18 protein-coding genes and 1 riboswitch are annotated in these 20,184 nt (G+C 44.5%); of the genes, 5 read left to right on the top strand and 13 right to left on the bottom strand.

Translation table 11 applies throughout. The features are described from left to right. Positions 1-102: 102 nt before the first annotated feature. The 6 genes from ACRC32_RS17360 to ACRC32_RS17335 all read right to left on the bottom strand — a co-directional run bounded on the left by ACRC32_RS17360 (position 103) and on the right by ACRC32_RS17335 (position 9,103). Entirely contained in the window at positions 103-1,605 is a 1,503-nt protein-coding gene (locus ACRC32_RS17360; RefSeq protein ID WP_438555145.1) for a ScyD/ScyE family protein, read from the bottom strand. A 115-nt stretch (positions 1,606-1,720) separates the two neighbouring features. Further along, on the bottom strand, positions 1,721-2,671 hold the full coding sequence (gene scyC / locus ACRC32_RS17355; RefSeq protein WP_438555144.1) for a scytonemin biosynthesis cyclase/decarboxylase ScyC: 951 nt from the start codon (positions 2,669-2,671) through the stop codon (positions 1,721-1,723). Positions 2,672-2,777: 106 nt separating this feature from the next. Continuing rightward, positions 2,778-3,830 carry a tryptophan dehydrogenase ScyB gene (scyB, locus tag ACRC32_RS17350; RefSeq protein ID WP_438555143.1) on the bottom strand — a complete coding sequence of 351 codons (1,053 nt, stop codon included), beginning with the start codon at positions 3,828-3,830 and terminating at the stop codon, positions 2,778-2,780. A gap of 66 nt (positions 3,831-3,896) precedes the next feature. After that, on the bottom strand, positions 3,897-5,801 hold the full coding sequence (scyA, locus tag ACRC32_RS17345) for a scytonemin biosynthesis protein ScyA (protein WP_438555146.1): 1,905 nt from the start codon (positions 5,799-5,801) through the stop codon (positions 3,897-3,899). A gap of 377 nt (positions 5,802-6,178) precedes the next feature. Continuing rightward, on the bottom strand, positions 6,179-7,003 hold the full coding sequence (locus ACRC32_RS17340) for a response regulator transcription factor (protein WP_438555142.1): 825 nt from the start codon (positions 7,001-7,003) through the stop codon (positions 6,179-6,181). An 852-nt stretch (positions 7,004-7,855) separates the two neighbouring features. Beyond that, positions 7,856-9,103, bottom strand: a complete 1,248-nt coding sequence (locus ACRC32_RS17335; protein WP_438555141.1) for a tyrosinase family protein — start codon at positions 9,101-9,103, stop codon at positions 7,856-7,858. A gap of 331 nt (positions 9,104-9,434) precedes the next feature. Beyond that, positions 9,435-9,523, top strand: a riboswitch (Glutamine riboswitch). Between the two features lie 62 nt (positions 9,524-9,585). Between ACRC32_RS17335 and ACRC32_RS17330 the strand changes: the two genes are divergently transcribed. Continuing rightward, entirely contained in the window at positions 9,586-10,020 is a 435-nt protein-coding gene (locus tag ACRC32_RS17330; protein WP_438555140.1) for a DUF4278 domain-containing protein, read from the top strand. 62 nt (positions 10,021-10,082) lie between these two features. Here the strand turns inward: ACRC32_RS17330 and ACRC32_RS17325 are convergent, their stop codons facing one another. The 4 genes from ACRC32_RS17325 to ACRC32_RS17310 form a co-directional block, all read right to left on the bottom strand. Continuing rightward, positions 10,083-11,258: an LptF/LptG family permease gene (locus ACRC32_RS17325; protein ID WP_438555139.1), complete on the bottom strand. Its 1,176-nt coding sequence runs from the start codon at positions 11,256-11,258 to the stop codon at positions 10,083-10,085. Then, positions 11,255-11,395 (bottom strand): hypothetical protein, encoded by a 141-nt coding sequence (locus ACRC32_RS17320; RefSeq protein ID WP_438555138.1) that lies wholly within the window; start codon positions 11,393-11,395, stop codon positions 11,255-11,257. Before ACRC32_RS17320 ends, ACRC32_RS17325 begins: the two co-directional genes overlap by 4 nt. A gap of 3 nt (positions 11,396-11,398) precedes the next feature. After that, a complete protein-coding gene (gene lptB, locus ACRC32_RS17315; RefSeq protein ID WP_438555137.1) occupies positions 11,399-12,127 on the bottom strand; it encodes an LPS export ABC transporter ATP-binding protein in 729 nt (242 codons plus the stop codon). Between the two features lie 149 nt (positions 12,128-12,276). Next, complete coding sequence (locus ACRC32_RS17310) at positions 12,277-12,861, bottom strand: LptA/OstA family protein (RefSeq protein WP_438555136.1); 585 nt, start codon at positions 12,859-12,861, stop codon at positions 12,277-12,279. A gap of 293 nt (positions 12,862-13,154) precedes the next feature. On the opposite strand from ACRC32_RS17310, the gene ACRC32_RS17305 reads away from it, so the two are divergent. Then, positions 13,155-14,579: an aromatic ring-hydroxylating dioxygenase subunit alpha gene (locus tag ACRC32_RS17305; protein ID WP_438555135.1), complete on the top strand. Its 1,425-nt coding sequence runs from the start codon at positions 13,155-13,157 to the stop codon at positions 14,577-14,579. Positions 14,580-14,940: 361 nt separating this feature from the next. Continuing rightward, entirely contained in the window at positions 14,941-15,132 is a 192-nt protein-coding gene (locus tag ACRC32_RS17300) for a hypothetical protein (RefSeq protein ID WP_438555134.1), read from the top strand. On the opposite strand, the gene ACRC32_RS17295 is transcribed toward ACRC32_RS17300, so the two are convergent. Continuing rightward, positions 15,129-16,043, bottom strand: a complete 915-nt coding sequence (locus ACRC32_RS17295) for a LysR family transcriptional regulator (RefSeq protein ID WP_438555133.1) — start codon at positions 16,041-16,043, stop codon at positions 15,129-15,131. The two genes, ACRC32_RS17300 and ACRC32_RS17295, sit on opposite strands and share 4 nt — an antisense overlap. 234 nt (positions 16,044-16,277) lie before the next feature. Between ACRC32_RS17295 and ACRC32_RS17290 the strand changes: the two genes are divergently transcribed. Beyond that, positions 16,278-16,550 (top strand): hypothetical protein, encoded by a 273-nt coding sequence (locus ACRC32_RS17290; protein WP_438555132.1) that lies wholly within the window; start codon positions 16,278-16,280, stop codon positions 16,548-16,550. Between the two features lie 19 nt (positions 16,551-16,569). On the opposite strand, the gene ACRC32_RS17285 is transcribed toward ACRC32_RS17290, so the two are convergent. Together ACRC32_RS17285 and ACRC32_RS17280 are read right to left on the bottom strand one after the other, a co-directional pair. Next, positions 16,570-17,202 (bottom strand): GNAT family N-acetyltransferase, encoded by a 633-nt coding sequence (locus ACRC32_RS17285; RefSeq protein WP_438555131.1) that lies wholly within the window; start codon positions 17,200-17,202, stop codon positions 16,570-16,572. A gap of 41 nt (positions 17,203-17,243) precedes the next feature. Then, complete coding sequence (locus ACRC32_RS17280) at positions 17,244-17,819, bottom strand: TetR/AcrR family transcriptional regulator (protein WP_106547736.1); 576 nt, start codon at positions 17,817-17,819, stop codon at positions 17,244-17,246. Positions 17,820-18,155: 336 nt separating this feature from the next. Here ACRC32_RS17280 and ACRC32_RS17275 point away from each other — a divergent pair. Then, positions 18,156-20,184, top strand: a 2,029-nt coding sequence (locus ACRC32_RS17275) for a hypothetical protein (RefSeq protein ID WP_438555130.1), incomplete at its 3' end; no start/stop codon positions are given.

Below are 20,184 nucleotides of genomic sequence, written 5' to 3'. Positions count from 1 at the left end.
GGCGAGAACGATACATCCAGCACCAGCGATCGCAATTGAGAAATTTCTGAATAAACTCATCTGTCTGACTCCTCTTGCCGAGCAATTGTATAGTTATGTGGTCTAAATTGAGGACTGAGATAAGGTTTGTTCTGGCTCTGGTGCGTTCGCGAAGCTTGCGCGAAGCGCATTCGCTTCTCGCTCTTGTTGCTGTTTGCGTCTGAACCAAGTACCACCACCCATAACTCCAAACAAGAGTAAGCCTAAGATAGATGAAGGTTCGGGAACGGTTGCAGCTCCTTCAATGCCATCAACTCGCACGAGTTCGCCCGTACCTGGTCCAACACCGTTGTTGACGATGTAAATTTCACCATCAGGACCAATATTAAGACCCGCAGCCGATTCTAGTCCTTCACCCGCAGCTACAAGAGTCGTGCGCGTACCGTCAGGAGCAAGTTTGATTAGAGAACCTGGTAGGTTTTGTAAGCTCTGACCACCACCTTTCCACTGGGCTTCATCAGCAAATTGCAACACCAGTAAATTACCGTCTTTATCAAATTTGATATCGGTAATTTGCGTAAAACCTTCAGCAAAAACCTCTGGCTCACCGTTCTCTCCAATCCGCCAGACTTTTGCTTTACCTTCGGGATAAGGGAAACCTGTGAGTTCGCCAGCATACACGGCTCCATCGGGACCGATATCTACACCTGTAACTACAGATTGAATATCGACCTGGTTCGGTACTTGCCCTGCTGGTAGTCCAGCCGCCTCTTGCTCTGCTGGTACGCCAGGAACTGCATCTTGTCCTTGCTGTCCGGCAGGGGGTTGCTCTTGTCCCGCACCTGGAATAGATACATTTGGGGGAAATTCTGGATTTTCTAGGGTTTGCCCAGGAATTTTAGTTGCTTTAGTCTCGCCGCTATCGAGATTCACGTTCCAAATAACGTTAGCACCCCCATCACCGATATACGCAGTATTATCTTTAATCACAAAATCATAGGGATTGCTAATTACATCGCCGCCGTCGGGATTGCTTGTAAGTTCGGCTTTCGACAAATCGGCAACCTCTGTTAAACTACCCGTGTTTAGATCTGTTTTGTACAATTTTCCCAAAGTAGTAGTGCCTAACACTTGGTCGGGCGCAACTGGAGGTGCAGCCTGCTGTTGCTGAGGTGGGAACTGGGTATTAGTAGAAAGAGCATTTAATTCTGCATCTCGGTTGGCTGGATTACCAGCAAAACCGGTCAGCAGATAAGCATTACCACTAGAATCAAAATTGAGTTCTTGCGGACCTGCTCCTTGCTCTTTAGTTTGTTGTAAGGCTAAAGATTCAGTCCCGTCGATAACGCGACTTTGCGTTCCATCTGGCGTAACTTTTGTGACTGAACCAGTGTTACCAGAACATATCAGCTCAAATTGGGTACTAGGAGACGGTTGACAAACACCATCACCCCCTAATCCTGTCTCGCCTATGTAGGCATTACCTTCAGAATCAAAACTAAGACCCCGTGCGTTGTTGAGTCCATCAGCGAGTGTTGTTAATGACGCAGCTCTGGCGGCTTGCGGTCCAAAAACAAGGGCAATAGAAACAGTTATAAGTGCAATCGTAAGTTGTTTGAGCTTCATACTTTTGGCAGCCAACTAATAAATGAAGTGAAAAATTTTAATGCCCCTGATGAAGACACCGAATCCCTTTTCCTCAATTTAAAAACAAAACGCGATCGCGCCTTCTCCTATTTTTCTAAGAAGAAGGTAAAAGATAGCTCATCCCTCTGGCAAAGGTGTCAAGATTACCAGCTTTAGCTTCTAGAAAACGCTTAATATTCATACTCTCAGCGCCAAAGTCCTCCAGTTGTAATTTACCGTGACGCGGAGCTTTGTCGATTTCCCAGAAACTAATGCGATGTTGGATACATCCACGGGCTTCTGAGTTGCCAAAGGCATAGGAACAAGGCATCAGAATCACAGGACTACGCTGAATCAAATTGTATTCAGGATAAAAATAATCCTGTTCTACAAGGTAGTAATTCTTGAGATCGTGGGTGCGAAATGTAACTTTTACTTTCTGGTTGTATTCATCTAAAAATTCACCAGATTCGCTACTGATTTCGCCATCCGCTCGGAGTAGATGCGCCCATTCATCTAGATTACGTAAATCTTGTAAGTAGGCGATCGCAGTATCAATCGGCGCGTCAATATAAATCGTATCAGTATCAATTTTGTAACGTCCTTGAGCTGCTTTTGTCTCACCAGCGTTGCGTTCCAAAATTGCCTTGAGTGAGCGACATTCAGATGTATGAACTGTATGAATTCCCTCCATAATCATTGGAGTTCGGCGCGCCGGATCGACAAAACTCAACCAGTGAAAATAAACTCCTTTCTCATCTGTTCCTGGCTCTACATATTCGGGTGGAAATAATAGAACGGGATACACTTGAAAGTATTTTTTGTACTCAAATCCACAGTGCCATTCTATCCCGAAAAAAAGTGGATTTTCAATCTTTCTAACGTGGTAGAAAAGATCCCGTTGATAGCCAGAAGCAGTTCCTCGCCAGGTATTCTCATCGATCTGTTCGATCATCCGGCTAAAAAGAGTCCATTCATCCAGATTCTTTAAACTACACAGATAGTCAAAAGCTACCTCTGGTGAAGTCGCAATATAAGCTGACGTAGCAAACGTATTTTTTTCCATCCGAGTTGGGAATTGCTAATTGGTCATTTGTCATTTGTGAGTAGCATGTAGCTACTGATAACTTTATAAAGACGTTACATGTAACGTCTTTACACTGAGAACTGATTTACGCCGCGATCGCAAGTTTTCTTGCTTTTAATATCCGTTCTTCTGCGAGACGCTTAGAAGCATCTTGAGTTGTGATATTTTCTGCTTTTGATTTGGTGAAAATTTCTAGCAAAGTATCGTAAATACTATGAATTTGTTTTAAGTAACTTGCCTCATCTGAAAATGTAAGTTCGTGGTAAACATTAATTAAGCCGCCAGAATTAATTACATAATCGGGGCAGTAAAGGATTCCTTTTGATTTCAGCATCGCGCTGTGAATGTTCTCATCTTGCAGTTGATTATTAGCACAGCCTGCAATAATAGAAGCTTGGATTAAGGGAATTGTCTTGCTATTAAGAATTGCTCCCATTGCACAGGGAGCAAAAATATCAACGTCGAGTGAATATATGTCTTCAGGTTCTACAACTGTTGCCCCATAGAGTTGCTTAATTTCCTCTGCTCTATTGTGATTTAGATCGGTGACAAAAAGTTTTACCCCACGTCGATGTAAATAGTCACAGAGTTTTCCACCAACATTTCCTAATCCTTGAACCGCAACTTGCAGTCCGTTCAAATCTTGTTTATTTAACTGAAAGAAAACGGCAGCTTGAATTCCTAAAAACACTCCTAAAGCTGTTGCTGGAGCTGGACCACCAGCTTTTCCCGTTAACCCGACAACATATCTAGTTTCGCGCCGCATCTCCTGCACGTCTTCAGGACAAATATTCACATCTTGACCTGTAATAAAACGACCTTGAAGACTATCGACAAAACGCCCATATGCTCTGAGCATTTTGTCTGTCTTCTGGTCGGGATTGGCAATAATTACTGCCTTGCCACCACCTACTGGAATATTGGCACAAGCAGCCTTATAGGTCATACCGCGACTCAGACGCAGAACATCTTGTAAAGCATCTTCTTCACTAGCATAAGGAAACAGTCGAGTTGCGCCCATCGCTCGCCCCAAACTCGTATCGTGGAGAGCAATTATGGCTTTAAAATTCAGTTCTTTATCTTGAAAAAATAGGACTTGCTCGTGTCCCATTTCTTTAACGGTCTCAAACAGCTTCACGCATCTATCCTCAAATTAGGGGTAAGGAGTAATTTATGTAGAGACGCGATATATTGCGTCTCTACACTATTCGCTAATCATGGGGAATGAAACTTGTTCTTTAGCAGATGATTTAACCCCTTGCGCTTGCAGGCTCTTGTTACGTCCGCCGGAAGGTGCGAGTCGAGAAGGGTCGATGATGACATCGACGACAAAGGGGAGAGGAGAATCGATTGCGCATTGTAATGCTGCTTCAAGCTCAGACTCTTTTTCGATGCGGATGCCATCAGCTCTCATCCCGCGGGCGATCGCCACAAAATCGACTTGGGGAATCGTTGCATCTGCACCTTGCAGTTTCAACATCTTCATCCCCTGTTCGCACATGTTATACCGTCCGTCATTCAGCACGATCCAGATGGCAGGAATTTGGTACTTGACGGCAGTGTTCAACTCGTTATTCATTAGCATCGAACCGTCTCCGGTGATGACAACTGCTTTACTCTTACGTCCTATAGCTATACCAATAACACCTGCTACCATATGTCCCATCGAACCAACTCCAGTGCTGACTCGATAGCGATTTGGTTTGTCGATCCGCAACATGTGCGTTGCCCAAGTAAACGAATTCCCGGACTCAGCTGCGATCGCCGCATTGCTTCCTTCAACCATTACCTTTTGAATTGCTGCCATCAAGACTTCAGGTCTGATTAAATTGCTAGTTGTAGGGGTAATTGTTTCTAGTTCGGGGTGGGGTAGCGTTTTAGTAGCACGACTTTTCAAAGTTGCAAAGCTTTGCGTCTTATCTAAGTACTTGAGTAGCGATCGCAAAAATGCACCGATATCAGCTTGGACTGGTACTGTTTCAGATGCTGGATAGGCAACTCCTGGAACCACCGGATCGATGTCTACATGAATAAATCCTCTCGCAGGAACCATTGTCGGATTCCAAAATGAAGTGGGTTCTCCTAATCGCGTTCCCAGTACTAAAGTTCGCAATGGTGGAGATTCTTGCATATACTTCAGAACTGAGGTATGACCACCTAAACCTGTAACGCCAACAAACTGAGGATGGTCTTCGGGAAAGATCCCTTTACCACGGGGAGAACACATCACTGCGGCTCCGGTACGTTCGGCTAGCTGATAAATCTCTTCAGCAGCATTTCTCGCGCCAAAACCCACCCAGATCGCAAAAGGTGCTTTGGTTAAAAGTTGCACGCAATGGGCGATCGTTTCTTCACTGGGGGTTGTGGGAGCGTGGGAGAGGTCTAACTGAGGCAGTGGTATGCTCAGACTGCTAGTTTGTACGCCTGTAGGAATGCTCACATGGGCGACAAAACCGCCAGATTGTGACAGTCCGAGGGCAAGTTGGCGGGAAATTTGCGGTAATTGCTCGGCACACTCAAGTGTAATCGCGTAGTCGAACAGCACTCCTGGGGTAAAAATTCCCGCTTGCGGCATGGTATAGGTGCTGGTTTCTTGAATCGCCCAGCGTCCGCGCTGTGCGGCGGAGGTGCAAGCTGAGATTAATATGACTTTTGCGCCTTCGCCTCGCCCTGCTAGCAATCCCGTTAGCGAGTTTGTTAGTCCTGGTCCGGCAGTTGTAAAGACAACAACGGGGCGATCGCTAGCAAAACTTGCTTCTACAGCTGCAAAAGCCGCTCCTCCTTCGTGACGGCAGTGAATTACCTGGATGCTGCTATTAGACAGAGCACCCCAAATGGTTGCCATTGCACCCCCGGCAACTCCGAAGGCATATTTGAAGCCTAAGTCTGCTAGCATCTGCGCGATCGCATCCGCAACTGAAGGCAACACAAGCATCTGAGTACTAGTATTGTTATCTCCCGGCTTGGCTGCGATGTTGCTGGAATCGCTGGAACTGTAATACTTATAGCTAGGATCGAGAGACGATGCTGATTCGGCGCTGTGAGTGTCTGGATGGAACGTGGTTTCTGAGTCGATAGAAGGAGACGAGCGAATGTGGTTGTCGGTCATTGCTGTTTGGGTGATAGGATTTTCAGCACGTTCCGATCGCGATCGAATCGTCAGAACGTAGAAACTCAAACCTGGAAAGAAAGATTAGAGCTGAAATTTGTTTCTAACTTCTGTTGAGTTGTAATTGCTAACCTAGATTGACTAGCAATTTCTAATTTGCAGTCAGTTTCGTGTAGATGACTTTCAAATTCAATCCAAAAAATCAGCCACTTTTAAGAGTTATGGTTTAGCTAATTGTCAGTACTGCGATCGCCGATAGAATCAAAACTATAAAGTGAATTGGCGAGGTACTAACCGAAAAGCTTACATAACGCGGCATAGTGGTTCCAATGAGTAATTTTTTGATCGCTTGCCATTTCTTTTGATTTAGCTTAGATTTAGCTCGCGGCAACGCGACAGCGGTGTTCGTTTCTCCAAGCTTGAGGACTCGTACCGTAAAACTGACGAAAGTAACGACTGAAATGGCAAACATCTTGATAGCCAATGGTTTCAGCAATTTGACCGATAGTCTGCTCGGTTTTTTGCAGCAAGCAAATTGCTTGTGCCATCCGGCGTTCTACCAACCAGCGATGAACGCTCTTACCAGTTTGCTGTCTGACTAGATTAGTTAAATAAGCGGGAGAATAACCAACAGCTTGTGCTATGTCACACAGAGTAATTGGTTGCCAGTAATTCTCTTCAATGAAGCGAAACACAGCTGCCATTTGAGAAGAGGCAGGAAAGATTGAGTGTAAAGCTGTAGAGTTTAAAGTTTCAGCGATCGCCGCTTTTGAGAGTGTCTGCCGATCGTTAGATGTATACCATTTCTGAATAGTCTCTCTCTTTTCCAGTTGGACGTTAATTGCTCTCAGTAATTCCTTTAAAGTACAAGGTTTAGTTAGATAATCATCTGCTCCTAATTCCATGCCTTTACGGATGTCATCTCGCGTTGTTCTACTAGTAACAAAAATGAACGGAATAACCGCTGTGGCAGGGTTTTTGCGGACGGCAGTTAGAACGCCAAATCCATCATATTCGGCTATTCTAGCAATGCCACACACGATTAGATCGGGTAATTGCTTTTGAACTTGTTGTACACCAACCGTACCATTTTCAGCACTAATAGCATGAAAACCTTTAGCCTCCAAACACTCTAAAAATAGATTGCGAGTTTGGACGCTCTCTTCTATCACCAGAATCTTTTTCACCATATCCTCTGCCATGAAAACATTATTAACATGGGAAGGATTTATCTGAATGACACAGATCTGTCAAAAGCATTTTGCAACACTCTTGTCCTTCCATTGAATGCAAGAGTCGTTAAATTCGCTTGGTAATAACCTATCTAATTACAGTTTCAGAGCAGAGTAGCGTAGATACTACATACGTCCAATCCAATTTAGCAGACAAGCGTTTACTGTATTAAGTGTTACTCTAGAAAATACGTATTAAGCAACGGACTTAACACGGAAATACTTGAGAAAGTTGAACAAGTCACTAATCAAGAGCTTAACAGAGATTTTGGCTACCTGCGAAAGCCACTATGTGTAGTTTATGTCTGATTTATGTCTAACTTGTTTTTTTTGATTCAGCCAGCAAATATTGATAAGTAATTACTATCAAAATAAAAATTCTTGTTTTTAATTAGAAAGTTGTTGTGCTGTATACGCAAATAATATAAACGCATATGCTCATGCTCGCTGTCATATAAATTAGTGCGATCGAACACACCTTTAGAAACCATACAATCTCATGCTTTTGATAGACGCGGGAGTAAGAATACAGTAGCTATTGTGTTGTTTGTCGTTGATTTGCGTGTAATCTTATCTAAAGTCTCAGTCAGAGTTCGAGTAGCAAACAATCATTTCTAGAACGCTCGGTCGCGTTTACTGTATTAAAAGTCACTCAGATTCAGCCCAGAAAAATCTAAAATTCAGCTCTTCACATCACGACAAAAACTAAGTGATGAAGATCAGTTAGGTATAAAAAACATTGAATAGTTTAATAAAAAATTAATTTCAGCAGCGCTATTAATTTAACACTGCTGCCGATCGCATTCAAAACGATCGCCAAATCTAACTTCTACGACTTAATTGCTGGGACTGCAATTGCCAAGCGATTGTAGCAAAGATAGTCAGAATCAAAACGGCTATTCGAGAGCTAGATCTAGTATTTGCGATCTTCAACGCGTCGTATGTGTAGTCATACTTAGTTAAATCTAATGTGTCGGCTGGGGTAACTATATCATTTGCAGATACAGCAGGTAATAAAGATAGTTGATCTCCCGTCCCTTGATTGGCTGGGGTTGATTCACCTCCATCCCAGGGCCACATGCGATCGCTCAAATTTTCCCCATAGTGACCACCTTGAGCGGGATAATATTGACTACCAGCATGACCGCTTTGCTGCCATTCCGCCCAGAGTCGATCCACATTAGCATGGATTAACCAAAATACCGGATCGTAGATCGAACTCGCAAGAGAAGCCATTGTGCCTAGAGGTTCGGGGCGACCTACACTAGGGTCGAAATTAGCTCCACCCACAAAGCTATGAAAATAATTATGCATAAATACTCCAGTCGTTGGTTGACCGGAGGGATTTAATTGAATGAACCCTTCGATCGCTTGGCGAAAAGTATCGTAGTCGTTTGCAGCCAGAATGCGATCGACATCTGCTTGAGGTAGTGGGTAACTGTTGGTTGGCGGAAGTTGCATGAAGCGTAACAGCACTTCACCCATCGGTTGTCCATCTGGTGTAATGTGCAATTCTGGGTACAAATTCCAGCCATTAGCGGCGCTAAAAGTACCGGAAACAACCGCACCACCCGTAAAACTGCCTGCGTTTGGAATTGAGATTGTGACTCCTTCGCCGTTGCCACCCGCAAAGTCATCTGAGAAAATTGCTGCCAACGCTTGGGGGTTCGTCCAGTCCCAATAAGGTAGCGTGACGTTAGGATCGACCGATCGCAGAGCTGTTTCAAATCGCCAGATAAATTCGCGATGCCAAGGTAATAATATCGAGCTTTCGTGAGCGCCATCATGTCCAGCTGCTGGACCTTTAGCATCTTTTGACATTAGCCCCATTGCCGCTACGTGTTGGGCGACAAACTCGTCGTAAATGCTAATTTGATGCTCGGGTAAAGTGGTATTTTTTAGGGTTTTAATTGCCTTGATGAAGGCTGCTTTCTCTGTAGAAGTGAGGTCAATAATATTTTTTCTGACGGCTAAGTTGTCGTCAGCACTGACAGAACTTCCCGATCCGATCGAAATAGCAATCAAACTCACAGCCAATAAGAACGCGATCGCGCGGCGAAACATCTTCATAATCTTATTTTTTCTTCTCTTGCATTGCCCATCTGCTGAGGCAGTCACTAGAAAAACTAAGTTAGAAGAAGTAAAACAGCAAAACAATAGATAATTTTTTGAAGTCCTGTCGATTCTTTTGTAATTACGTCGATAATCAAAGAGATAGGAATTGTAGGGTCAATCTTCACCGCTCGTCTCTGACTCCCACGGATATTTGAGCTGGGGCAGACTAGCACAAGCGATAAGAGTAAGGTGGGCAATGCCCACCCTACTAAAATGAAAATTCAATTAATTTTTATTAAAATTGCCGCTTTTTTTAGAAAACAGTAAAATAGAATACAGAAACAAAATCGTTCATCTCTACAATTTTTTAAATTCTGTCTTCTGGCAGATGTGATGTGGAGACGGAAGTAGGGAGCCATCCCGAAGGAACGCGCCTCATTCTAGTCAAACTACTAAAAAATTTGACCTAAAAAAATTTGACCTATAGAGGCGAAGCCATGAAACTCTCATATCGCGGTGTCAGTTACGAACACAATTCACCCCAAATAGAAACTATGACAGGCGCAGCTGGCGGAACGTATCGCGGTGCAACCTGGAACCATCAATATCTCAGACATATTCCCGTACCGCAGCCCAAAGTTGACTTGAAGTATCGCGGCGTTGCTTATTCCACTGGCGATCCAATCGATGTAGAAGTTGTGCGGTTGCGGCGAGAATACACGCAAGTCAATGGAGCAACTGCGAATACAACAGCGATCGCTACTAAACAAAAGCCAGCTAAGAGCGATCGTCAGCAGGTGTTGAAAGAACTACACAGCACCCATCTAGATCACTTGCGTCATAACTTAGAACGACGGCTGCAAATAGCTAGAGAAAAAGGTGACAACCACCTGATTCAATTACTCGAAGCTGAATCGAGACAGTTAGCATAAGGTCATTGGTCATTTGTCATTGGTTATTAGCAACAACAAATGACTAGTGACAAATGACAATATCATTTATCGGCACGGAATAAGAGAAAGCCAGCCGTGGCAAAACCAAACATATTGGGTAGCCATGCTGCTAACCACGGGGAGAGAACGCCAGATAAACCCAAAGCATCACACATAAAGAGCAACATATAGTAACTGAAAATAATAATGACGCTAATTCCAAAACTGGTTGCTCGACCTTTGCGTTTAGGATTAGTCCCTAGAGTTGCACCTACTAAGCCAAAGATAGTGCAAATAAATGGAAAAGCAATTTTTTCTTGAATCCGCAGGCTGTAACGGCGGATTTTTTGTTCGTTACCACTCATCATCGCGACTTGCAATTGTTCGCTAACTTGAGCAATATTCATTTCATCTGAGTCGCGGGTGTTGGCAGCAACATCTAAAGGGGTGCGCGGTAGTTGTAACTGTTGGTGCTCAAACCGGACAATATTGCGATAGGAACTGTCAGGTGCAACTAGATAGATCGTGCCATTATAAAAATCCCACTTATTCTGTTTGGGATTCCACTCGGCTGAATCTGACACCACAATTTGGTTGAGATCGCCACGGGAGCGATCGATGATTGTCAAACCCCTCATCCGTTGCCCATCAAAGGCATCAGCATAGAATAGGCGAGTTAATCGCTTAACCTCTCTGCCATCTGCTAGCTCGGTTTCCTGATATTCTGGATAGTAAATGTTTTGTTCTTGAAATTGGGGTTTTTCTTCCTTCAGCGCTCTAGTCAGAGTCGTTGTAGCCCGATAGTTAGCAGCTGGGACGACTTGCTCGTTAAATAAAAAAGTCAAACCCATAACACAAGTACTCAGTACCAATGCGGGCAATACCAGTCGATAAATGCTGACTCCACAACTACGTAGAGCCGTTAGTTCGCTATCGCTAGACAGCCGACTGTAAGTCATTAAAGCTGCTAGGAGAGTGGACATAGGAAAAGCCAGCACGACAAAAGACGGTAGCTTTAAGAGAAATACGTCAAACGCAATCGAGATCGGGAGTCCCGATTCCACCACCCTCCGCACCAGCTCAAACACTGTACCAACTGCTACTAAAACTGAAGAGAAAGCTCCTACGCCAAATAAAAACGGTGGAATTAACTCAGCCGCAATGTAGCGATCCATCAGTGCTGGCTTGGGGACCAGCAATTGAAAGGCTTTGAAGCGTTTGTGTTTGGCAAATGTCATTGGAATGGAAAGTTTGGTTGGCGGTTGATGGTTGACAGTTGATGGTTAACGGTTGACAGTTGACAGTTGATATTTGATGCTCCCTTAGCTATTTTCCCTGCTCCCTGCTCCCTGCTCCCTGCTCCCTGCTCCCTCATGATTCACAACTGAAAATTTTGACCGAGATAGTATTTCCGTACTAAGGGGTTGTGATAGAGTTCATCCGCACTACCAGCAGCTAAAATTTCTCCCTCTCGCATGATATAGGCGCGATCGGTAATAGCTAGAGTTTCGCGGACGTTATGATCTGTGACTAAGATACCAATTTGGCGATCGCGTAGCTTTTGTACCATACCTTGAATTTCTGCTACTGCGATCGGGTCAACTCCAGCAAATGGCTCGTCCAAGAATAAAAATTTTGGACCTTCCGCTCCTGATGCTAAGGCTCTAGCAAGTTCCGTCCTGCGTCTTTCTCCCCCAGAAACGCTAATTCCTTTGGTATGGGCGACTTTTTCCAGTCGAAATTCCCGCAACAGGGTATGAAGTCGAGTTTGCCATTCCCGACGCGGTACTTGAGTTTGCTCCAGTACCAAAAGAATATTATCTTGTACGCTTAAGTGACGAAATATACTGGGTTCCTGGGCTAAATAACCAAGACCTAACCGCGCTCTTTTGTGCATGGGTAAGCTGGTAATGTCTCGGTCATCCAACCAAACTACGCCGCGGTCGGGTTTTTCTATTCCCGTAGCAATATAAAAAGTCGTTGTTTTTCCCGCACCATTGGGACCGAGCAATCCAACAACTTCGCCCTGCGAAACAGAAATATCGACACGATTCACAACAGTACGCTGTTTGTAGGATTTGTAGATATTCTCTAGAGCAAATCTCATGGAGAGGAGGAGTGAGTAGGGAGAAGTCAGAAGTCAAAAGTCAAAAGTCAAAAGTCAAAAGTCAAAACTGAGGAGACAGGAGACAGAAGTTGTGACTAACAATTATTAACTGGTCACTGGTCACTGACAGTAGTAGGTTTGGAGCTAGGCTACTTGGAATTAAACTTAGGAGTAGCTGGAGGTTTTGAGCTAGGTGGTTTGGGTTTAAAGTTGGGAGTAGCTGGCGCTGGAGCGGCAGTTTGAGGGTTAGTGTCGTTCACAATATAAGTGGATCTGACTTGTTGTTTCGCCTTGGGTGTAGCAATAAAGCGACCTTGATCGATTAAATAAGTAATACTTTCTCCTTTAAGACTGTTACCCTGCTGCAACACATTAACGTTACCACTCAAAACGATTTTGCGTTCTTTCTGATAGTATTGCGCTTGAGCTGCCGTAGCTTGAATTTGGCGAGCTGGATAAAATATTTGTACGTTACCGCGAGCTGTAAAGATGCCACTTTTGGAGTCAGCTTCCTGAATGTCAGAGTTAATTGTCAGAGATTGACTAGCATCCTGTGACGGTGGCGGAGTTTGGCTTTTGGCAATTGATGGCGGGAAAATGGGAGCGATCGCTATCGTCGCGGGTACGATCCAGAGCCAGCAAAAAAGGGGACGGCAAAAAGCGGGTACAGAAGGCATCATTAGTAGTGTGGGTAACACGGAGTTAAGCAGCGCATCACAGATGGTATCGCCCATCTGAATTTGCTGTATGTAGTGTAACAACCTCGGCGCGTGGAAGCTGAACTAGTAGCAAATGACAGCACTAAATTGGGAATGTGTCAATCTCGACGCACTCAACCAGCTTAAGGTTTCGCCACTCAAATATAACTGGTAGTTGGTAGTTGGTAGTTGGTAATTGGTTGTTGGTTATTGCTAAGAAGCGAGAAAATAGAGACAGGTGAAGCCGATCGCTCCCTCCGCTCTCTTCTCCCTACTCCCTACTCCCTACTCCCTACTCCCTTTCTTCACTGATAACTAACAACTGATTTATGGAAACAGCAGAGAGAAATATTACGGCGCATCTAGCACAGCCCGAGCAAATGCTTGCAGGCGGAACTGACCCAGCATTTTTTGACTGCCAAGAAGTATGGTATCCCGTCCATTACGTGCAAGATTTGGATAAATCTAAGCCCACACCATTTACTCTGTTGGGACAAAATATTGTTATTTGGTGGGAGCAGCAAGCTGGTTGCTGGCGCGTGTTTGAGGATAAATGCCCTCATCGCCTCGCGCCTCTGTCGCAAGGGAGAATAGCTGAGGATGGGTTGTTAGAATGCCCTTACCACGGATGGGCGTTTGCTGGTGCGGGAGACTGTCAGCGCATTCCCCAACAGGTAGTAGGTCAAGCAGCAGTGACTTCTCCAAGAGCCTGCGTGCGATCGCTTCCTACAACAGTAAAGCAAGGGCTGCTGTTTGTCTATCCTGGGAAAGCTGAGAATGCAACCAAGACTAAAGTTCCTGTCATTGAACCCTTGGAAGAATCCTTAGAGGGATGGGTTTGTATCGATACGTTTCGCGACTTACCCTATGATGCGCTAACACTGATGGAAAATGTCTTGGACGCTAGCCACGTTCCTTTTACTCATCACCGTTCCGTAGGAAATAGGGCGAATGCCAGTTCGGTAGAATTGGAGGTAGTCGAGTCTGGCAAGCACGGTTTTATAGGGGTGTGGCAGGAAGGACCCCGACGCGGAACTTTGGGACGGCAAGACACGACTTTTGTAGCTCCAGGGTTGATGTGGCACGACTTGACATCAAAGCAATTTGGGCGAACGCTCACTGCTGTCTACGCTACTCCAATTCGCAAGGGTGGGTGTCGGCTATTTGCCCGTTTTCCGTTTAAATTTTCTTCTAAATTGCCTGGTTGGATAATTAAGCTCACACCCCGCTGGTATTCTCATTTGGGGCAAAACTCTGTTTTAGAGGATGACCAAATTTTTCTGCATTACCAAGAGCGATATCTCGAAGCAGGTGGGGGGAGTGGTAATTTTACTAAAGCTTTTTATCTACCAACCCAGGCTGATGCTTTTGTGTTTGAGTTGCGGCAGTGGGTTAATCAATACAATGCTAATCCATTCCCAGGGGAAACTTTACCACCAGCGTTATCAACAGCACAGTTGTTAGATCGCGATCGCTCTCATACTTCTAAATGTGCTAGTTGTAGAGCAGCACTAGCAAATTTTCAACGCCTGCGGTTAGGACTCGCTATTGTTGCAGCAGTCATCGCAATTATCAATCCACCTCTGACTCTGTTTCTAGGAGAAAATGCCGCTACAGGTTCGCTTCTGCTTACAGCAGTGGCTTTAATTCTAGGTGCGGTGTGGCTGTGGTTGGGTAGGCTGGAAAAGCAATTTTACCAAGGTCGAGAAATTCCCCTGCGGAATTTACCTGAGAAAAAGCGATCGCGCCATTAGACAACATTGAAAAAAGAGAGGCATTGCATTGCAACGCCTCTACTCCTTGTTTTTTAACTCTTGTAGCTGCTTTTCACTCCACACAACATAGAAGATCGCCCCGCCCATTGCTCCTACAATCAATAAAAAAGTCAGCATTGCGATCGCTCCTTTGGCAATTTACGCACTTTGAGCCAAAATTAATCTTTAATTCATCAATCTACAGTCTTACGTTCTAAATTTATCCACAGGATTAATTGCAATTAGTATAGATTTATATCTATACATGGCTTGATGGTTGAATTTAAGCTAGTGGCGATCGCTGGCTCTACCTTAGCGGTACTCTATAGACAAGAGTGTTTATTCGCCCGATCGATTGCTTGTGACCTCCACTCGCATTCACCTGCTAGTTAGCGATCGCAGATTGATTCTGTTGGTGTTTTACTGCGAGGAACAACAAGTATGGCAATTTCGCGTGTTGCGAGGAACTGGTGTTTTTGGCGAGGGAAAAATCTACTACACCGCTGAGGCAGCAGAAAAGGCAGCTAGGGAATGGATTGAAGCCGATCGTTAAATAGTGCGGTTCAATTCTCGCCACATCTGTTTTAACAAATCGATGAACGCATAAGCAGCTGGAGTGAGTAAACTATCTGCTAGCACTGCCACGCCGATCGTCCGAAATAGAGGTATGGGTAAACTATAAACCTGTACGCCATGAGGAATTGGTTCTGCTGCAAGTTTAGGACTGACGGCAGCGCCCAATTCTTTAGCAACCATATTTACAATTGTGGCATCGGAACGAATTTTATAGGCAACTGTCAAATTAATCCCATACTTAGCACAATGAGCGTAAACCATTGCATCACATCCATCGCCATCAGGAGCCATAATCAGGGGATAGGCGGTTAAATCTTCCCAACTCAATTTGTTGCTTTTTGATTGAAACTTAGGCGGAAACAAGGCGACAAATTCATCGCGCATCAACTCCCAAATTTCAAACTCATTGCTACTTGGTAAATATGTGATGCCGACATCCGCCCGTCCTTTGCGTAAATCTGCTTCTACATCCGTGCGGTCGTCATATTCAGCTATACTGACAGCGATCGCGGGATAGCGGCGACAAAATTCGGCGATCGTATCTGGCAAAATGTGGGTAGCAGCACTGCGAAATGAGGAAATTCTGACGTGTCCCCCCTGCAATCCTCTCGCTAGATTTGCTTGTTTGGCTATATCTGAGAGTAAATACATGACTTGACGGGCGCGATCGACAATTTGCTCTCCTACTGGAGTCAATTGCGCTCCAAATCTCCCACGGGAAAACAGACTCACGCCCAAATCTTTTTCTAAAGAGGCGATCGCGTAACTGACTGCTGATTGTGACATTTGCAGTTGCAAAGCCGCCTCGCTAAAGCTACCAAAGTCGGCAACTGCGATTAATACTTGCAGTTGGAATAGTTTGAGTTGGTTTTGACGGTCATAACTCACGGCTAGTAAGTCAAAAGTTAAAAGTCAAAAGATTGAAGCTTGGCTTGGGCAAGTATTTTACCAGTGTGAGAAGCTGATTGAATTATCGCAAAAAATAACGTGCGATCGCCCCTCTCATCTATCAAATTCATTGATGGTAAAGATGCAATCTACAGTTTGTATTTGTTTTTAGTTTCATCTTAAAGTGAGCATTGCCCACCCTACTATAAGCAATTGAATTAGGAGGCAAAGTAGATGAAACCTAGCAATAATTCTTGGCAATATCAGCCCTCGCGCTTTGTAGTTTTACCAAAACTGAGTCACAAGAAGTTTATTTCAAAGTTAGTCAAATTTGGCAAAAAAATACTACATTTGACGATTGAATCACCTGAGTTAAAGGTTTGGCAAACTTGGGACGAGCATGGTAATGCCTATTGGAATGGTTACGATCCTATAACTCGGCGATCGATTTACCAAGTTTCTGAATCGCAAATTAGAACTTGGATCGAACAACGTCACCATCAATAGACATTTTGACTTTTAACTTTTAACTTTTGACTTTTGATGACTGTGGTTCTCGTTTCATCGTCCATAAATGCAGATTAACTTCTGGCATATCGATAGTTTTCAGCACTTGAAAACCATGCTGGCGATAAAAGTAAACGTTTTTCTCAGAGAAAGTTTCTAAGTAGCACGGTATTCCTTCTAAATCGGCTTGCTGCAAAATTGGATGCATCAGTGCACTGCCGATTCCTTGTCCTTGATGAGATGGTTCCACGCCTAGTAACTCCAAATACCAGTGACGTTCTGGCATATTGCGTTTGTGGATTTGCTCAATTTTGCTTAATAACCTCATCTGTCGCCAAAATGCTCTCAGTCCAATCTGAAAAGGGAGTATAAATAAGCCAGCTTGCCACATTCGACTTAGATCGAACGAAAATTGCTCTTGAGGTATCCAGACTGCCACTCCTTTAATTTCATCTGCTGTTGTGTAGGCACGATTGTAAGTACAGCCATACCTGACTCCAAAAGCAGCACAGCACTCTATTTTACGTACTCGGTTGCGAACTCCTTGAGGAATGATATGAGTAAATGATGGAGCATTGTGAAATGCTCTGCCAATCAGCCCGATCGCTGCATCAAGTTGAGATTCTCGGAGGGGAACGATTTGAATCTCCATCTTTGACAGATCTCCGTTATGTAGTTAAGTTTTAAAGTGACCTAAGAACGAATCAGCACCTCGATCAGTTTGTTCATCATCCATTCATAGCTCTCGTCTTGGGATTGAGGTAGCAGAAATAAACCTGCTTTTTCAGCTTCAATAAAGCCGTGAAATGCAGCGTGTAACATCCTCACCGCATGAACGATTTCGTCTTGACTAAAACCCAAGGGTTCGAGAATGACAGTATAGAAAGAGATTACAGTCTGAACGATTGGTATAAAGTCTGGATCGCTTAACTCTATTTGCGTACTCGTCACAACTGTATACAGTGCTGGATTTTGTTGCGCAAATCCACGCATAGCACGACCAACACCCTTGAGCGAAGTTTGCGGGTCTTTGCTCTCAGCACTACTGTTGACACAGGCTGTCACTAATCGCTGCCATCCTTCTAGAGCCACAGCACGACGCAAACCCCGATTTCCATCAAAATGTTTGTACATGGAAGGGGGTTGAATGCCAAGCTCTCTAGCAATGCGATTCACGCCTAAAGCTGACTCTCCTTCCTGTTGCAAGCAGGCGATCGCCGCCTCAATTGCCGCTTTTTTAGTTAGAGTTTGTCCTTGTGGGCGTGACATAGCCAGACTTTGAGATAATTTACTTGTAGATTTAGCTAACAGTATTAGCTTTAGCTAATGGAATTAGCTTAATAAGATCGTTTGGATTTGTCAAGCCTGTGGCGATCGTTTATGGAGAGGTTTCGTGAAAGTTCTAAGAATGCTATATGATGGAGCAAAATTTTATACTCTCAGTAATCTTTTTTCGCAAAACATTACAAATAATCGCTGCAATGCCAAATTTTGAACTTAAGTAACGAAAATTTCCAACTTTTTGTATTGCATTGCTACTCACTATAAATATGTATTTTAAACTACAGAAAAATCTCAAGGAATAGGGTTTTCCTAAGGGTAAATATGCGTTGGCGGAAGAGGTTTTCTCTGTTTGGCTTGTTGCTAGTAGTGAGTTTAACTGCGGTATTGTTATCGACAAACTTGCTAGCTCCGAAGCTGACTCTTGCCACAGAAGCCCTACTACAACCTGCTCCAACTCAACCACTTGGTTACTACGACTATTTTGGAAAATTACTCACCCCACAAGCAGCCGAGAAACTCGTGCGCAAAAAGGGTCTAGACCCGAGTGCTCCTGGTGCTTTTGAACGAATTGGCGCTGTCCAGATTACCCAACAGTTGATAGAAGCTGGGGATGATATTTTCCTCAATCGCAAAGTTGGTGACACGCTGGGACTTCAAGGTGTCCTTGGTTTCGGTACGGGATTGGCTCGGATTCAACAAGAGTTAATCGCAGCAATACAAAAATTAGGCGGACAACCGACCACTAATTTACGTCTTATCCTCCAGCAAGATTTAAAGTTGGGCAGTCATTTCTATGCCAAAGGAAGTGCGATCGATACTGGTTTGGATGTCCTTTCAGGAACTACTTTCCCAATTGGTTTAAAGCCTGATGGCAACTTTACTTGTGCGGTATGTCATGATGTTACATCTCAATTTGGCGATCGCCTTAAGGGAGTACCCAATGGCGATCTCAACGTTCGCTTTTTGATTGCGCTTGCACCCAACTCCACAGCAGGCTTTGCTCGCTTAGATCTCAACCCGCTCGACCCTAAATATCAAGGCAACGGTAAGGCGATCGTTGACAGTCGTGGCAATTTAGTCACTTTACCCGATCCGCAAAAGTTTGAGGATGCTTTCGACGATACTTTATTAGACGTGCCTTTCGGTCACTTTGAGAGTTCTCCTGATGGGATCAACAACACCACTCAAATACCTAGCGTCTTCACTTTTAAGAGCGGTCCCTACTTTTTCGACGGGCAGTTTGCGATCGGTCCCTTTGCTGGGCTAAGTGCTACTGGTAACGGCGTTCACTCATCTGAAGGTAATTTGCTAGCAGCAGCACAGCTCAGCACCGAAACTTTGGGCTTAGATCCTGAAGTGTATTTAGGTATTGTCATGCAAAATGCTGCCGATCCTCGCTTGCGTTTACCAGAAGGAGTACGGGTAAAACCTTCGGAATGGCTGCGCCAGATTGCTCCCGACCCCAGACAAGCAGAACTAGAGGATCAGATTCCGGCTCCTGGTGCTGGTACGTATCCCAATTTACGCCCTAGCCTATTTACCTACAATGGAGCGATTTTCAGCCCTGACAGCTTTGTTCAAGACGATATTGCTAGCGGACCGTTTTTGTTTGCCGACAATGCTATGGCTGCCTTTCAAAATAGCCTAGTGCCACCTCCCAACCGTACCCAAGAGAACATCACGGCACTGGCAAACGGTTCCGTGCGGCGCGGCGCTCAAGTCTTTCAACGAACTAATTGTGCGGCTTGTCACGCGCCTCCTTTCTTTACAGACAACAAAATTCACCCTTTGAAAGAATTAGGTAATAACTCAGCTCGCGCGCGATCGCGTCTTGCTTTGAAAGACGTGCTAGTACCACCCAAGCTCTACACGCTTAACAATCCCGTACCTGTACCTGCTAATGCCGAAGTGTTAGACGTACCAACAGAGGGGATTAGCGACAGTCCAACCACTCTACCAAAAGGTTTCTTACCAGATGGCGGTTACAAGACTCTTTCCTTACGGGGAGTATATCTCAGCGCACCTTATCTGCATGATGGTGGAGTAGCAGTCAGAGCAGGCAGCTTGAAGATACAATCTAATGGCAGTTTTACTGTTGTCGATCGCACGGGTTTAGGTTTAACTGGAACTCTCAGCATCGGTCAATCTGCTGATAGTGCGAGTAGTTTGCGGGCTTTACTAGATCGTCAGTTACGCAGTCAAGTTATTGCAGCTAATCAAGCTAACCCCGCTTTAGTACGCAGTAATTTAGATGGAACGGGACATGAATTTTATGTAGACAAAACTACAGGATTTACTCCGGCACAGCAAACCGATTTAATTAATTTCTTACTTGCATTGGATGACGATC

Origin of the sequence: Chroococcidiopsis sp. (assembly GCF_051657925.1) — a bacterium.
Lineage (GTDB): Bacteria > Cyanobacteriota > Cyanobacteriia > Cyanobacteriales > Chroococcidiopsidaceae > Chroococcidiopsis.
This window is presented reverse-complemented; position numbering and strand designations above follow the sequence as displayed.